Below are 15,306 nucleotides of genomic sequence, written 5' to 3' on the forward strand. Positions count from 1 at the left end.
AGCGGGACCGCCCGGTTGCGGGGGAGGCAGTTCAGATGGCGCCAGGCACCAGCCGGCCGGCCTGCACGCGCAGCGCCCGGTCATGGAACTGCGCCACCGCCGGCCGATGGGCGATGGAGACCAGCGTGGCGCGCGGCAGCCGCTCCCGCAGCAGCGCATAGAACCGCGCCTCCGCCTCGGGGTCGAGGCTGGCGGTGGCCTCGTCCAGGAACAGCCAGTCGGGCTTGAGCAGCAGGGCGCGGGCCAGCGCCACCCGCTGCTGCTCGCCGCCGGAGAGGCGGCGGTCCCAGGCATCCTCCACATCCAGCCGTGGCTCCAGATGCGCGAGGCCGGCATCGGCCAGGGCGGCGCGCACCTCCGCATCCGGCACCTCCGACGCGTCCCGCGGGTAGCAGAGCGCCCGGCGGAGCGTGCCCAGCGGCAGATAGGGCCGCTGCGGCAGGAACAGCGCCCGCGCCCCTGCCGGCAGCGCGACCCGGCCGCCGCCGAAGGGCCAGATGCCGGCAATAGCGCGGAACAGGGTGGATTTGCCGCTGCCCGAGGGGCCGGCGATCAGCACCGCCTCGCCGGGCGCAATCTCAGCCTCGGCGCCCTCGATCAGCACGCGGCCATCAGGCAGGGCCAGGGTCACGTCCTCAAGCGCGAGGTCCGGCCGGCCCGCCTCGGCTTCCGCCCGCACCCCGGTGCCCTCCGCCGCCGCGGCGCGGGCGGCGAGGATCGCGGCCTCGAAGCCGGTGACGCGCTCCACGGTCGCCCGCCATTCCGTCAGCCCGGCATAGTTGTCCACGATCCAGGAGAGCGCGCCCTGCACCTCGGCGAAGGCATTCGCGGTCTGCGTCAGGCCGCCGAGCGGGATGCGGCCGGCGAAGAAGGCGGGGGCGGCGACGACGAAGGGAAACACCACCGCCACCTGGGCATAGCCGGCGGTGAAGAAGGTGAGCCGCTTGGTGGCGATCATGATCGCCCACCAATTCTCGACCAGGGCATGGAAGCGCCTGAACAGCCCGCGTTTCTCATCCGCCTCGCCGGCATGCAGCGCGATGCCCTCGGCATTGTCCCGCAGCCGCACCAGGGCGTAGCGGAAATCCGCCTCCACCCTTTGCTGGTTGAAATTCAGGGCGATCAGCCGCCGGCCGATCAGATGCGCGAAGAGGGTGCCGAGCAGCGCATAGAGCAGCGCCACCCAGACCATGTAGCCCGGAATCTCGATGCCCAGCACCGTCAGCGGCCCGGACAGGCCCCAGAGCACCAGGATGAAGCTGAACAGCGTGACGGTCGAGCGCATCAGGCCGAGGCCGAGCGTCAGCGTGTCGTCCACGAACATGCGCAGATCCTCGGCAATGCGCTGGTCCGGGTTGTCGGTGCCGGGATCGGTGAGGGCCACGCGGTAATAGGCGCGGTCGGCGAGCCAGCGGTCGAGGTATTCCCGCGTCAGCCAGCGCCGCCAGCGGATCTGCAGCGCCTGCCGGAGATACAGGGCATAGACCGCGATCAGGATATAGAGCGCGGCGACGAAGACGAAGCCGGGCATCGGCCCGCTATCGGTCTGGCGCCACCAGAAGAGCAGGTTCCAGAAGGCCTCCGCGTCCTTTTCCTGGAGGCTGTTGAAGAACTCGCGGTTCCAGTAGCTGAGCAGCACGCTCATGCCGACCAGCGCGAGGTTCAGCCCCACCACCACGCCGAGCAGCAGCAGGGCGCGGCCCCGCTCCTCGCTCCGCCAATAGGGGGCGGCCAAGCGCCAGGCATCGTGCAGGAAGTGGCCGAGGCGGCGCATGGGGGTCTCCGGGGAAAGGGGCGGTCAGGGCCGGCGCAGCGCGGTGTCCAGGGCAGCGATCCAGGCCGCCACCCGGCGGCGGTTCACGCCGAAATCGGACCAGCCGAAGAGGCTGCGGGAATAGAGGAACAGGCCGGCACCCTCCGGCCCCGGGACCAGTTCGGCGGCGATGATATCGGGGGAAATTCGCCAGCGCCGAGCGTTCCACCCATTGCGCCTGCCGCCGTTCCGGCCAATCCGCCAGCCGGGTGGTGCGCGGCATCCGCTCGCCGAGGCGGCGCAGCAGCGGCCAGGCCGTGGCGGCATCCACCGGCAGGGGCGGCACGATGATCTGCGCGCCCGGATGTGCGCCGGGCGGGGCGGCGAGGCAGGCATTGGGGGAGCGCGGCAGCACGAGGCTCACGAATTCCACCGGTTCGGCCGGCCCGAGCCCCTCGGCGCCGCGCCCGAACAGCGCGGCAAAAGGCGCCCTCATGCCACGGGGGGCGGCGCGCAGGCGGATCACGCCGCGCACCTCCTCGGGCGGCACGGGCTTGCCCTTGCGCAGGATCTCGATCCGGCCGGCCCGCGCCAGCGCCACCGCGGCCTGGCGCACCGGGCCCAGCAGCGGCTGCCAGGGTGCGGCATCGTCCGGGGAGAGGGCGCGCGCCACCTCGCTCGGACAGATGGATCGGCCGGCGCCGCATGCGGCGGTCCGGCGCAGGATTTCCGCAGCGATGGCATCGGCAGCAGGCTGGGGCGGTCTGGGCATGGCGGCGAGACTACCCGTGGCCGCGCCCCGAACCAATCCGCAAGCGGGCGGGCGCCGCCAGGCCCTCCAGCGTTCCCGAATGTGCCAGGGGCGCCTCCGGCGGCGCGGTTTGCAGGAGGAGCGCCTCCGGCAGTCCAGAATGTCCCAGGAGCGCCTCCGGCGCTACGGGCCGGCCGAACAGATAGCCCTGCGCCTCCTCGCAGCCGATGCCGGAGAGGAAGGCGCGCTGGTCCTCGGTCTCGACCCCCTCGGCCACCACATCCAGCCCGAGCGCGCCGGCGATGCCGCGCACGCCCCGGACGATGGCGGCATCCTCGGCATCCCCGGGCAGGTCGCGGATGAAGGCGCGGTCGAGCTTCAGGGTGGTGAGCGGCAGGCGTTTCAGCACCGAAAGCGAGGCATAGCCGGTGCCGAAATCATCCAGCGCCAAGCCAACCCCGAGGTCGCGGATGGCGGCCAGGGTGAGAAGGGTATCGGCGGAACCGTCCACCAGCATGGATTCCGTCAGCTCCAGCTCCAGCCGTTCCGGCGGCAGGCCGGATTCCTCCAGCGCCGCCGTCACTTGGCCGAGCAGCGCGCCGCCGCGCAATTGCCTGGCCGAGACATTCACCGAGATCGTGCCGGGCCTGGGCCCTTGCCAGGAAGCCGCCTGCCGTGTCGCCTTCGCCAGGACCCAGGCGCCGAGCTCCACGATCAGTTCCGAGCTTTCGGCCAGCGGAATGAAGGTGCTGGGCGGGATATTGCCGAGCCGCGGATGCTGCCAGCGCAACAGGGCCTCCGCCCCGGACCGGCAGCCATCCGGCAGGGTGACGCGCGGCTGGTAGTGCACCGCGAGGTCGCCGCGGCCGAGCGCCTGGCGGAGATCCCCGGTCAGGCGGCGGCGCAGCGCGCGGTCGAGCCGGGCATTGGCTGCATCGAGTGTGCTGTGCATGGTCGAAGGCGGCATATTGCCTGTCCTGCTGCGCGGCCCGGGCGGCCGGAGACGCAACAGGGCATGGGTGGGATGAACGGAGTGCTAAGGTCGCGGCATCGGAAGGCGTGATCCGCCCTTCAGGCCACGCGCTCGATGATCGGGCCGGGGGGCGATGCGGCGGCGATCTCGCGGATGATCTTGCGGCGGACCGCGGCCTCGAAGGCGCTGAAACCCTCGGCCACCACCAGGAAGGCGCCGGGGCCGCCGATCACCTCCTCCAGGTAGTAGGTGTCGAGCGGCGACTGGGTGCTGCCGAGCAAGGGGGGTAGCGGCGTCAGGTCCAGCACCGCCAGCCCGTTCAGCACGATGCCCTGGGCCAGGGCCTCCTCGCGTGCATCCTCCACCGGGCGGCCGGAATTGCTCACCCCGTCGCCGGAGATGTCGACGACCTTGCGGGTGCCCTCGAAGCCCCGGCCGAATTGCCCGACGGCGAAGTCGATGGCGCCGGAGATTGAGGTATAGAGCCAAGTCCGGCGCGGCGCGGCGGCGATGGCATCGGCGAAGCCCTGGGCGGTGGCGGGGCTGTCCAGCCGGGTCCAGGGCACCACGATGTTCTGGATGTTCCAGTTGGACCAGGTGAACATCTGGCAGGCGATGGCGCCGACCGGGCCACCCATGATGCCCTCGATCAGGCGGCGGTCGCGGAAGGCGGCCTCGTAGCCGCTGAATTGCATCTCCTGCTCCTGCGGATCGACCGAGCGGCTGACATCCACCGCCAGGACGAGTTCCACATCCACCGGCTCATTGGCGCGGGCGAGGCCGGAGCGGAGCAGGGCGGGCGCGGCCAGGGCGGCGCCCAAAAGATTGCGTCGTCGCATACGACCCCCTTTGCCGCCCGACCACCCGGCGCGCCTGGAGGGCGCGAGGAGCCGCATCGTTTGGCAGACATGCCGTCAGGGCCGTGGCCGCCGTCGCTCCCGTTGTTTGCTGAAGTCTGCGGCAGGCGGTGTGGCGCTGCAAGGCAATGTTGCAGCGCAGCATAACAATTCCGCGAGGGCACTGACCGCGGGGTCGCCCCAGGCGGCGCTTTGTGGATCAGAATCCGGCGCCGGGCCGGGCGAGATAGGCCGCTTCGGCCGGCGTCCCGGCCCGGCCCAGGGCGGCATTGCGGTGCGGGAAGCGGCCGAATTCGCGGATCACCCGCCAGTGCCTCCAGGCATAGTCGATGCTGCCGCCGGGCGCACGATGGGTGGGGTGGTCGCGCAGCCCTTCGAAGAGCGCGACCGAGAGGTTCTGGTCGGCCATCGCCTCCGAATGCTCGAAGGGAAGGTAGAGGAACATCCGTTCGGTCGGCGTCAGCGCCAGGTCGTGCTGGTCCCGCAGCACGGCGGCGCGGGCCACCTCCCGCGCCCGGGCATCGCAGGCGAAGGCGGCCGCCGTGCCGCGATGCAGGTTGCGCGGGAATTGGTCGAGCACCAGGCACAGGGCGAGGGCGCCGGCGGGCGAGGCGGTCCAGCCATCCAGAGCGCCCGCCATGGCGGGGCCGAGGGCGGTGCCGAAGCGGGCGGCGATTTCGGCATCGAAGGCCGCGTCGGGCTTGAACCAGCGCTCCCGGAAGCTGTTCCGGTCGCCGGCGAACCAGAAATCGAGGATGTCCTGCCAGGCGGCGGTCATGCCCGAACTCCTTCCCTGGGAGCATCCAGCGCCATCTCCAGCACGCGGACGCTGTGCAGCGCCTCCCGCCCCGAGAGGTCGCGGATCTGGTGGCGGCAGGAGGTGCCGTCGGCGACGATCAGGTGCTCCGCCGGCGCGGCCCGTACGGCGGGCAGCAGCGAAAGCTCCGCCATGGATTTGGAGACCGCCAGGTTTTCCGCCTCATAGCCGAAACTGCCGGCCATGCCGCAGCAGGAGGAGACGATCGGCAGCACCTTCAGCCCGGGCACCAAAGTGAGGGTCGCCACCGCCGCGGGGAAGGCGCCGAAACTCTTCTGGTGGCAATGCCCATGCACATGCGCGGCCGGCGCCACCGGGTGCAGCGCCAGGGCCGGCTTCTCGCGGACCAGGAATTCCGAGAGGAGCAGGGCGCGCGCCGCAAGGCCCTCCGCCGCCTCGCCCGGCAGCAGGGAGAGGAATTCGTCGCGGAGCGTCAGCAGGCAGGAGGGCTCGATGCCGACTACCGGCGCATTCCAGGCCGACAGCGCCTGCAAGGTGCGGCGCGCCTCCTCCCGCGCCTGCTCCACCAGCCCGGCCGCCAGATAGGTGCGGCCCTCGTCCAGCGGCCGTTCGCCGCGCGGCGCGCGCGCCACCACCGGGCGGTAGCCCGCGGCGGTGAGCACGCGGGCGGCGGCGCGAAGGTTCTCCGGCTCGAAATAGCGGTTGAAGAGGTCGGGGAAGAGAATGACCTCGCCCTCCCGGCCGGTGGGCGCGGGGAGTTCGGCATCGCGGAAGGCATCGCGGCGGAAGCGCGGCAGGCTGCGGGTGGCGGCGAAGCCAAGCAGGCGTTCCGACAGCGCCGCCAGGCCCGGCAACCGGTCCCGCGCATTGGCCAGGAAGGGCGCCCGGGCGGCGAAGGGCGCCCAGCGCGGCATGGTGGCGATCAGCCGGTCCTTGGCCGAGAGGCCGTGGCGGCGGGCGCGGGCTGCCTGCACCTCGATCTTCATCTTGGCCATGTCGACGCCGGTCGGGCATTCCCGCCGGCAGCCCTTGCACGACACGCAAAGCGCCATGGCCGCCGCGACCTCCTCGCCGGCCAGCGCATCCGGGCCGAGCTGGCCGGTGAGCGCCAGGCGCAGGGTATTGGCGCGGCCGCGCGTCAGGTGCTGCTCCTCGCCGGTGGCGCGGAAGCTCGGGCACATGACATTGGCGTCGGATTTGCGGCAGGTGCCGTTGTTGTTGCACATCTCCACGGCACCGAGGAAACCGCCCTGCGCGCCGGGCCAGGCCGACCAGTCCAGCGCCGGCACCACCTGCGCATCGGCGGCATAGTCCGGGCCGTAGCGGAACAGGCTGCGGTCATCCATGCGCGGCGCGCGGACGACGCGGCCGGGGTTCAGCAGGCCGGCGGGGTCGAAGGCGTCCTTCACCGCCTCGAAGGCGCGGACGATGCGCGGGCCGAACATGGATTCGTGGAATTCGCTGCGGACAATTCCGTCGCCATGCTCGCCGGAATGGCTGCCCTTGTATTCGCGCACCAGGGCGAAGCATTCCTCGGCGATTTCCCGCATCCGGCGGATATCGGCGGGGTCCTTCATGTTCAGCACCGGCCGCACATGCAGGCAGCCGACGCTGGCATGGGCGTACCAGGTGCCCTTGGTGCCGTGCCGGGCGAAGACCTCGTTCAACCGTTCCGTATAGTCGGCCAGGTCGTCGAGGGAGACGGCGCAATCCTCGATGAAGGAGACCGGCTTCCCGTCCCCCTTCATCGACATCATGATATTGAGCCCGGCCTCCCGCACCTCCGCGATGGCGGCCTGGAAGCCGGGTTCGGTGGCGCGCACCACGGCGCCGGGATAGCCGAGATCACCCATCATCCCATCGAGGCTTTCCAGGCTCCGCAGCAGGCCCGCATCCTCATCACCGTGGAATTCCACGATCAGCAGGCTGTCCGGCTCGCCCTTCACCATGCGGTCGATGGTGGCGCGGTAGAGGGGGATGGAGCGGCCGAGGTCGATCATGGTGCGATCCACCAGCTCCACCGCCTCCGGCCCCAGCGTCACCAGGTGCTTCGAGGCTTCCATGGCGGCGCGAAAGGTCGGGAATTGGCAGATGCCGAGCATCTTGCGCGGCTTGATCGGCCAGAGCTTCAGGTCGAGCGCGGCGGAGAAGGCCAGCGTCCCCTCGCTGCCCACCAGCAGCCGCGCCAGGTTGCCGCGGCCCGCGGCGCGGGCAGCGGGGGTCAGCGCATCGATATTGTAGCCGCCGACGCGGCGGAGCTGCTTCGGGAAGCGGGCGGCGATCTCCTCCGCCTCGCGGGCGCCCAGGGCACGCAGCCGCTGGATGAGGTCGGCGATGCCGGTGGGGATCCCGGCGCCAAGGTTATCCGGCAGGTCCCCGAAGTGGAAGCGCGCGCCATCCGCCAGCAGCGCATCGATGCCGAGCACGTTGTCCGCCATCAGCCCGTAGCGGATGGATTTGCCGCCGCAGGAATTATTGCCCGCCATGCCGCCGATGGTGCAGCGCTGCCAGGTGGAGGGATCGACCGGAAAGAACTTCCCTTCGCCCTTCAACGCCTCGTTCAGCGCGCCGAGGGTGATGCCCGGCTCCACCCGCGCCACCCCGGCCGCGGCATCCACCGAGAGCACGCGCTTCAGGTGCCGGGTGCAGTCGATGACCAGGGCCCGGTTCACGGTCTGGCCGCATTGGCTGGTGCCGCCGCCGCGGGGCAGGACGGGGATGCCTGCCTCCCGGCAGATGGAAAGCGCCGCCTCCACATCCGCCAGGCGCTTCGGCACCAGCACGCCCACCGGCTCGACCTGGTAGATGCTGGCATCGGTGGCGTAGCGGCCGCGGTCGGCGGGGCCGAACAGCACCTGGCCCTCGGTCTCGCGCCGCAGCCGCTCGGCCAGGCGGCTGTCGCCGATGCGGTCCTTGGGGATGGTGAAGGCGTTCATGGCACGGTCCCTCGCGGCCTGGCCCGGCCGCGCAAATGCTGCGGCCGGCACCCTAGCCGCGGGGCCGGCCGCTGTCTGATCTATAATGCTCATCAATCCGACAAGCCGTTCTCATTGGCGCCGCCGCATGGATCGGCGCCATAACGCCGGCAGAAGAGGGAGCCCAGCCCATGGCCTATTTCCAGTCCAAGCCCGCCGCCGGCCGGCATTTCCTGCAGATCCCCGGCCCGACCAACGTGCCGGACCGGGTGCTGCGGGCGATCGACAACCCGACCATGGACCATCGCGGCCCGGATTTCGGCAAGCTCGGCCTGGAACTGCTGGCGAAGCTGCGGCCCATCTTCAAGACCGCGGGGCCGGTGGTGATCTACCCGGCCTCCGGCACCGGGGCCTGGGAGGCGGCGCTGGTGAATACCCTCTCGCCCGGCGACCGGGTGCTGATGTGCGAGACGGGCTGGTTCGCGCATCTCTGGCGCGAAATGGCGGAGCGGCTTTCGCTGCGCCCGGAATTCATCACCACCGACTGGCGCCGCGGCGCCGATGCGCCGGGGATCGAGGCACGGCTGCGCGCCGACAAGGCGCATGAGATCAAGGCCGTGGCGGTGGTGCACAACGAGACCAGCACCGGCTGCACTTCCCGCATCGAGGAGGTGCGGCGGGCGATCGACGCCGCCGGCCACCCGGCGCTGCTGCTGGTGGATACCATCTCCTCGCTCGGCAGCATCGACTACCGGCATGACGAATGGGGCGTGGACGTGACGGTGGCGGGCAGCCAGAAGGGGCTGATGCTGCCGCCGGGGCTTTCCTTCAACGCCATCAGCGAGAAGGCGCTGCGGGCGGCGGAGGGCGCGAAGCTGCCCCGCAGCTTCTGGGACTGGCGGCCGATGCTGGCGGCCAATGCCACCGGCTACTTCCCCTATACGCCGGCGACCAACCTTCTCTATGGCCTGGACGCCGCGGCGGACATGCTGCTGGAGGAGGGGCTGGACAACGTGTTCGCCCGCCACGACCGCCATGCCGAGGCCACCCGCCGCGCCGTGCGCGCCTGGGGGCTGGAGGTGCAATGCGCCGATCCCCGGCACTATTCCAGCAGCCTGACGGCGGTGCGGCTGCCGGAGGGGCACAGCGCCAATGCGCTGCGCCAGGTGATCCTGGAGCGGCACAACATGAGCCTGGGCAATGGGCTCGGCCAGTTGAACGACCGGGTGTTCCGGATTGGGCACCTCGGCGATTTCGGCGACCTGCAACTGGTGGGGACGCTGGGCGGGGTGGAGATGGGGCTGCGGGCGGCGGGGGTGCCGCATCAGGCGGGGGGGTGTGCAGGCGGCGATGGGGTATTTGGGGGGGGAATGGGTGAGGGGGGCTACTCGCTTCCAAGCCTCAACTCGATGCAACCATGTCTTCCGCCTCGCGGCTGCTCTGATTGAACGCACCATGGGAAACCAGGGACGGCGAAACACTGTAGCCACGTAGCAACCCGAAGGTGGGTGGCCGGCGTTGGTCGTGATGGTTCCTTAAGACGTTTGAGATCCAGCTACCTTCCGGTAGTTCCACAAGATCTGACTCTTGGGTGGTGTAGCGCAGCAGCCTTCCGTCAATATGGCCAAAGTAGAGGTCTTTCTCACAAGCCCTTAACAGTTTTTGCGCGGCCCCGGGCGTGAGCAGGTAACCGTCCGTACCCGCTCCACCCCTGATATTATTCAAATGTTGCAGAACCTGTAACATGGGCACTGCTTCCACCTTGCCTGTCGATATTTCCTGCTGCGGCGACGTTCGGTCGTTCAGAAATACCAATTCGGCATCAGCAGGAATTTTCAGTTCGGAGAGCCTGGACAGACGGCGAACGATGGCATCATCCTCCAGCACTATAGCGTAAGGATGAGCAAGTTTTGCAATATTCTCCCAAGCTTTGACATGCGATAGGAAGCAGCCAATCGCACCCTTCTGTACCGACCAATTCCTGCTTTGAGTTAGGGCCATACAAACGGCGTCAGGCAGAGTACCTCCGGCCACACCGCGGATAATTTCTGGCTCGAACTGAGAAATTATTTCAAATTGCCTCAATATTGATTTGCGCCGTTCGGCATCTCTATCGAGGCTGATGATGAATACAGGAGTAGATTCATTAAAAGCCATAGTCGGCTTCCTCTGATTATAAGTCGGAGATCGCAACAATTTTGCAAAAATCCGCTTCAGGACATCAACTAGACGCCAGTGTACTTTGTGTCATCGCCAGCGCCATTGCGGATTTCTTGTAGATCTTGCTGCTATTGTGAATTCCTCGGGGGCAGCCATAGAATGGTGCTTTACCGTTCGCACCAAGCGCTGTTATCCTACAGGTAGAATTTTTAGTGCGCCACTGGGGAATTCGCGATGCATTCTGTGTCGATTGTGGAACCAATATCGGAAATCATTGCACGCTTTGGAAAGCGGGCGCGAGTGCGCTTTCAACCGAACGGCGGCAACCTGGGCGACATATTGATTTCTGCCGGTTGCGTCTCCGCACTCGATAAGTCCGGGCTTCCCTGGACAATGCACCACGGGCGAAACTTGGCTGACAATGACTACGATGTCCTTGTCTATGGCGGGGGCGGCGCCCTTGTGCCTCGCTATGAGGGGGGCCGCGCGCTTCTTAGATCGTGCAATCAAGTCAGGTAAGCCGGTCGTAATCCTGCCCCACACCATCCGGGGCCACGTAGAAACGATAGCCTCACTCGAAAACGGCCTGATCTTCTGTCGTGATCAGGAAAGCCAGCACTTCGTTTCGTCGGTTTGCGGCCGGCCGGCACTCCTTGCCCATGACATGGCGTTCTCGATTGACACCACGCGCTATGGACTTTGGACCGCATTGGATATGCCAGCCGCTGTGAGGGCCGCCTCGGAAAGCCGCACACTGTATGCGTTCCGCCGTGACTCCGAGGCGCAGGCGCGGCAACACTGGGCGCTGCCAAGCAATAACGTGGACCTCTCCGTCACCGCACGCACGGTCGGGGACGACAGGGCTTCCTTCCTGGTGCAAGCAGCGGCCTTCCTAACGCAGGTCGCCCAATTTGACCGCATCTTCACGGATCGACTGCACGTCGCCATCGCTGGCGCGCTTCTCGGCCGTAGCGTTGTCATGTTCGATAACGACTATGGAAAGAATGCCGCCATCTACCGCCTCTCGTTGCAGGAACGCTTCGACTGTGTGGAATTCTTTCCCTCCGTATCCGCATACGAGGAAACTCGGGGTCCGCTGCACCGCGCCGCCGAGTTTGCTTTGTAGCGTCTCCGCAAGAACATCTCCTGCAGGGCAGCGAGATTGCCAGCCAGGCTTCTCTCCGCCCATTGTCCTGCCAGCGATACCCATGGGAGGACGCCCCCAATGCCCGCACCCATCCAAGTCTGGTCCTGGCCCACCCCCAACGGCCACAAGGTCCACATCATGCTGGAGGAGCTCGGCCTCCCCTATGAGGTGGTGCCCATCAATATCGGCGCCGGCGACCAGTTCCGCCCGGAATTCCTGGCCATCACCCCCAACCACCGCATCCCCGCCATCGTGGACCCCGAAGGGCCGGGCGGGCAGCGCTTCACCCTCTTCGAATCCGCCGCCATCCTGATCTACTTGGCGGAAAAGACCGGCAGCCCCCCTGCTGCCCAAGGATCCCGCCACCCGCTACCGCTGCCTGGAATGGACCATGTTCCAGATGGGCGGCGTCGGCCCGATGTTCGGCCAGTACAACCACTTCGCCAATTACGCGCCCGAGAAGCTCCCCTACGCCATCGAACGCTACACGAACGAGGTCGCGCGCCTGCACCGCGTGCTGGAAAAGCGCCTGGCCGCCAGCCCCTTCCTTGCCGGGCCGGACTACAGCATCGCCGATATCTGCACCTTCCCCTGGATCCGCAACGCCGACCGCCGCGGCATCAACCTGGATGACTACCCCAGCCTCCGCCGCTGGCACGATGCCATCGCCGCCCGCCCGGCGGTGCAGCGCGGCGTGCAGGTGCTTGCCGAAAACCAGCGCCGTGGCCAGATCACCGATGCGGAGCGCGAGGTGATGTTCGGCAAGACCCAGTTCACCCCCCGCTGACGGCGCCCACCCAACGGCAGGGACCCTTGGCCTGGCATCACCGGCCCAGGCCCGGCGGGCCGCTTCACCCGGCGCCGGGGTAGGGCCACCAGCCCGCCCGCCGCCCGCGCAGGAACATTGGCCGAAGCGGCGCATCCGGCCCATGCTCCATGCCGCCCGGCCGCCCGAGGGCCGGGCGGCCCAACAAGGGAACCACCATGGCTGAGATAGACCACCTCGTCCTCGGCGCCCGCACCCTGGCGGAGGGCGCGGCTTTCATCGAGCAGCATCTCGGCGTGAAGCCGCAGAAGGGCGGCGTGCATGCCGGCTTCGGCACCCACAACATGCTGCTCGGCCTCGGCCGCGGCTGCTACCTGGAGATCATCGCGCCCGATCCCGGCCAGCCCGAACCCGCGCATCCCCGCCCCTTCGACCTCGACGACCCCGGCACGCGCATGATGCTGGAGGCGGAGCCGCGGCTGCTCACCTGGGTGGCCCGCACCCCGGTGCTGGAGGCCGTGGTCTCCCGCCTCGGTCCCCGCGGCGGCGAGGTGCAGGAGATGCAGCGCGGCGACCTGCGCTGGCGCATGGCCTTCCCGCCGCAGCGGCAGGACATGGACAACCTGATCCCGGCCCTGATCCAGTGGCAGGGGGAGGGCGCCTCCAGCCGCATCCCGGACAGCCATTGCCGCCTGGTGGCGCTGGAGGCCGAACACCCGGAGGCCGAGGCAATCCGCGCGGCCCTGGCCGAACGCGGGCTGGAGGCCGCGGTGCGGATTCGCCAGAGCCCGCATGCCCGCCTGGTGGCGAGGCTCCGCCGCCCGGACGGCGCCGAGGTCGCCTTGTCGAGCGCCTGAGGGACGGCAGCGGCATGGGCCCCGGCACCCGCATCGCTTGCAGTTCGCCATGGACCAGGCCGCACACGATGGATTACGCGTAATTTCACGCCACTGCCGGTTCCGTGCTAGTGCAAACCGAACAGCAATGGTGGAAGATAAGCCGGCCTTGCCAATCCTGGGGCGAAACCGATGTGGCCGCTAGCGTGCAGGCTGGTACCGCCAGACGCTGGCGGGCGGGAAGTTGAGCGGCGTCCAGGCCTCGCGCCGCGCCGTCAGCCCCAGTTTGCCATGGGGCAGGGGCGAGGTGATGCAGTAGGTATAGAGCAGGAAGCCGCGCCCGGGTGCCACGCCCTCCACCGCCGCCACGAAGCGGCGCTGCTGTTCCAGCGGCAGCATGACCAGCGGAATCCCGCAGATCGCGGTGCCGACCTTGCCGTGCCAGCGTTCCGGCAGGGCATGGCCGAGTTCGAAGGCATCGCCGCAGATCACGTTCACCCCTGGAAGGACCTGCCGCAGGTGGTCCGCCATCTCGGGCACGATCTCCAGCACCACCAGCCGCTCCGGCGGCAGGCCGGCGCCGAGCAGGGCGCGGGAGACCACCCCGGTGCCGGCGCCAAGCTCCACCACCACCTCATCGGGCTGGCGACTCACCAATGCCGCGATCCGGCGGCAGAGGCTGGGGGAGGAGGGGATCACCGAGCCCATCTGCAACGGGTTCGCCAGCCACCGGCGGAAGAACAGCCCCGCATTCGCCCCCTGCCGCGGCTTGCCCGCATCGCTTATCGTCGAGCCCGACATGTCGACCTCCATTCCTGCCACGCCATGACCAGCTACGCCGGGCCCGAATCCCGTTTAAGCTCCGTGGCAAAGGCGGCCAAGGCAGGTCGTGGTTCCCTGCGGCCCTTCGGTGCGTCTCTTCACGGGTCTGTCATATGACGGCGCGGATCCTGGTGGTCGACGACATCCCGGCCAACCTGCGGCTGCTCGAAGCCAAGCTGATGGCCGAGTATTACGAGGTCGCGCTGGCCCCGAACGGGCCGGAGGCGCTTGCCCTCGCGGCGCGCTGGTCGCCGGATGTGATCCTGCTCGACGTGATGATGCCGGGCATGGATGGCTACGAGGTCTGCGGCCGCCTGAAGGGCAACCCCGCCACCTCGCATATCCCGGTGGTGATGATCACCGCCCTGGCCGATCCGGCCGAGCGGGTCCGGGGGCTGGAGGCGGGGGCGGACGACTTCCTGTCGAAGCCGGTGGACGACACCACGCTCTTTTCCCGGATGCGCGCCCTGCTGCGGGTGAAGCAGGTGCAGGACGCCTGGCGGCTACGCGCCGAAACCGCCCGCGAACTGGGGTTCGAGCCGCCGCCCGAGCCTGCGCCGGGCATCCAGGGCGCCACCGTCTTCGTGGTGGCCGAGGCGGCGGAGGAACGCGCCGGGATCACCGAGATGCTGGGGCCGGACGGCGTGACGGTGCGCCATGCCGAGGGCGATGCGGCGATGGCGGCCCTAGCCGCGGGGGGGCATCGACCTGGCCGTGCTCTGCCTGCCCGCGCAGGGCGGCGAATCGCTCCGCCTGGCTTCGAGGCTGCGGGCGCAGGGCTCGACGCGCGACCTGCCGGTGCTGCTGGTGGCGGACCCGAGCCAGCGCGGCCTGGTGCTGCGCGGCTTCGACCTCGGCGCCAACGACCATGTGCTGCGCCCGACCGACCCCAATGAGCTGCGTGCCCGGGTCCGCAACCAGATCCGCCGCAGGCGCTATGAGGAAAGGCTGCGGGCGGATCTCGACCGATCGCTGGAACTGGCGGTGACGGACCCGCTGACCGGGCTGCGCAACCGCCGCTATGTCCGCCGCCACCTGGAAGGCGTGCTGCGCGGCACCGAGGCGGCGATCCTGATGCTTGATGTCGATCGCTTCAAGGCGATCAACGACAGTTACGGCCATGCCGCCGGCGACGCCGCCTTGCGGGAGGTGGCGGAGCGGCTGCGGGCCCATGTCCGCGCCGCGGATGTCGTGGCGCGCTATGGCGGCGAGGAATTCATGGTGGTGCTGGCCGGGGCCCAGGCGGACTACGCGCTGGGCGTTGCCGACCGGCTGCGGGCGGCGCTGGGGGCGGAGCCGATCGCGGTCGGCCATGCGCATCTGCCCATCACCGCCAGCATCGGCCTGGCGGTCGCGGCGCCCGGAACCGATGCGGCCAAGGCCATCGCGGCCGCCGATGCGGCGCTCTACCGCGCCAAGGCACGCGGCCGGAATCGGGTGGAAGCGGCCGAGGCAGAGGATTTCGACCCGCCCGATGGCGGCACTCCAGGGGCGGCGGATTCAGCCTGAAGGCGGCCTGCTCGGCCGCCAACCGCCTTGCCGGAGCCG

At 69.1% G+C, this 15,306-nt stretch carries 13 protein-coding genes and 2 pseudogenes; 6 read left to right on the plus strand and 9 right to left on the minus strand.

Annotated elements, in window-relative coordinates; genetic code table 11:
* Nucleotides 1-31: 31 nt before the first annotated feature.
* From KSF81_RS14510 to KSF81_RS14540, 7 genes and pseudogenes are all read right to left on the minus strand, one after another.
* Nucleotides 32-1,774 (minus strand): ABC transporter ATP-binding protein/permease, encoded by a 1,743-nt coding sequence (locus KSF81_RS14510; protein ID WP_217379600.1) that lies wholly within the window; start codon nt 1,772-1,774, stop codon nt 32-34.
* A gap of 24 nt (nt 1,775-1,798) precedes the next feature.
* A complete protein-coding gene (locus KSF81_RS14515) occupies nt 1,799-2,080 on the minus strand; it encodes a DUF1499 domain-containing protein (RefSeq protein WP_217379601.1) in 282 nt (93 codons plus the stop codon).
* 193 nt (nt 2,081-2,273) lie between these two features.
* Nucleotides 2,274-2,525 (minus strand): annotated as a pseudogene (locus KSF81_RS14520) (DUF3253 domain-containing protein); the annotation flags it as partial.
* Nucleotides 2,526-2,535: 10 nt separating this feature from the next.
* A complete protein-coding gene (locus tag KSF81_RS14525; protein ID WP_217379602.1) occupies nt 2,536-3,471 on the minus strand; it encodes a bifunctional diguanylate cyclase/phosphodiesterase in 936 nt (311 codons plus the stop codon).
* 104 nt (nt 3,472-3,575) lie between these two features.
* Nucleotides 3,576-4,316: a DUF1194 domain-containing protein gene (locus KSF81_RS14530; RefSeq protein ID WP_217379603.1), complete on the minus strand. Its 741-nt coding sequence runs from the start codon at nt 4,314-4,316 to the stop codon at nt 3,576-3,578.
* Nucleotides 4,317-4,533: 217 nt separating this feature from the next.
* Nucleotides 4,534-5,112 carry a DUF924 family protein gene (locus KSF81_RS14535; RefSeq protein ID WP_217379604.1) on the minus strand — a complete coding sequence of 193 codons (579 nt, stop codon included), beginning with the start codon at nt 5,110-5,112 and terminating at the stop codon, nt 4,534-4,536.
* On the minus strand, nt 5,109-8,048 hold the full coding sequence (locus KSF81_RS14540) for an FAD-binding and (Fe-S)-binding domain-containing protein (protein WP_217379605.1): 2,940 nt from the start codon (nt 8,046-8,048) through the stop codon (nt 5,109-5,111). Before KSF81_RS14540 ends, KSF81_RS14535 begins: the two co-directional genes overlap by 4 nt.
* Nucleotides 8,049-8,218: 170 nt before the next feature.
* Between KSF81_RS14540 and KSF81_RS14545 the strand changes: the two genes are divergently transcribed.
* Nucleotides 8,219-9,475: an alanine--glyoxylate aminotransferase family protein gene (locus KSF81_RS14545; RefSeq protein ID WP_217379606.1), complete on the plus strand. Its 1,257-nt coding sequence runs from the start codon at nt 8,219-8,221 to the stop codon at nt 9,473-9,475.
* Here the strand turns inward: KSF81_RS14545 and KSF81_RS14550 are convergent.
* Nucleotides 9,429-10,184 (minus strand): glycosyltransferase family 25 protein, encoded by a 756-nt coding sequence (locus KSF81_RS14550; protein ID WP_217379607.1) that lies wholly within the window; start codon nt 10,182-10,184, stop codon nt 9,429-9,431. The genes KSF81_RS14545 and KSF81_RS14550 overlap by 47 nt on opposite strands.
* A gap of 475 nt (nt 10,185-10,659) precedes the next feature.
* Between KSF81_RS14550 and KSF81_RS14555 the strand changes: the two genes are divergently transcribed.
* The 3 genes and pseudogenes from KSF81_RS14555 (at nt 10,660) to KSF81_RS14565 (ending at nt 12,957) form a co-directional block, all read left to right on the plus strand.
* Nucleotides 10,660-11,313 (plus strand): polysaccharide pyruvyl transferase family protein, encoded by a 654-nt coding sequence (locus KSF81_RS14555; protein ID WP_217379608.1) that lies wholly within the window; start codon nt 10,660-10,662, stop codon nt 11,311-11,313.
* 99 nt (nt 11,314-11,412) lie between these two features.
* Nucleotides 11,413-12,121 (plus strand): annotated as a pseudogene (locus KSF81_RS14560) (glutathione S-transferase family protein).
* 197 nt (nt 12,122-12,318) lie between these two features.
* Nucleotides 12,319-12,957: a VOC family protein gene (locus KSF81_RS14565; RefSeq protein ID WP_217379609.1), complete on the plus strand. Its 639-nt coding sequence runs from the start codon at nt 12,319-12,321 to the stop codon at nt 12,955-12,957.
* A gap of 180 nt (nt 12,958-13,137) precedes the next feature.
* Here KSF81_RS14565 and KSF81_RS14570 read toward each other — a convergent pair whose 3' ends face one another.
* Nucleotides 13,138-13,737, minus strand: coding sequence for a class I SAM-dependent methyltransferase (locus KSF81_RS14570; protein WP_217379610.1), 600 nt, complete (start codon nt 13,735-13,737; stop codon nt 13,138-13,140).
* A 134-nt stretch (nt 13,738-13,871) separates the two neighbouring features.
* On the opposite strand from KSF81_RS14570, the gene KSF81_RS29725 reads away from it, so the two are divergent.
* Both KSF81_RS29725 and KSF81_RS29730 read left to right on the plus strand, forming a co-directional pair.
* Complete coding sequence (locus KSF81_RS29725) at nt 13,872-14,654, plus strand: response regulator (protein ID WP_254453533.1); 783 nt, start codon at nt 13,872-13,874, stop codon at nt 14,652-14,654.
* An 88-nt stretch (nt 14,655-14,742) separates the two neighbouring features.
* Nucleotides 14,743-15,267, plus strand: coding sequence for a GGDEF domain-containing protein (locus tag KSF81_RS29730; protein WP_309139721.1), 525 nt, complete (start codon nt 14,743-14,745; stop codon nt 15,265-15,267).
* The last annotated feature ends 39 nt before the right edge of the window (nt 15,268-15,306 follow it).

The sequence above is a fragment of the Siccirubricoccus sp. G192 genome (assembly GCF_019084075.1).
Classification (GTDB): Bacteria; Pseudomonadota; Alphaproteobacteria; order Acetobacterales; family Acetobacteraceae; genus G192.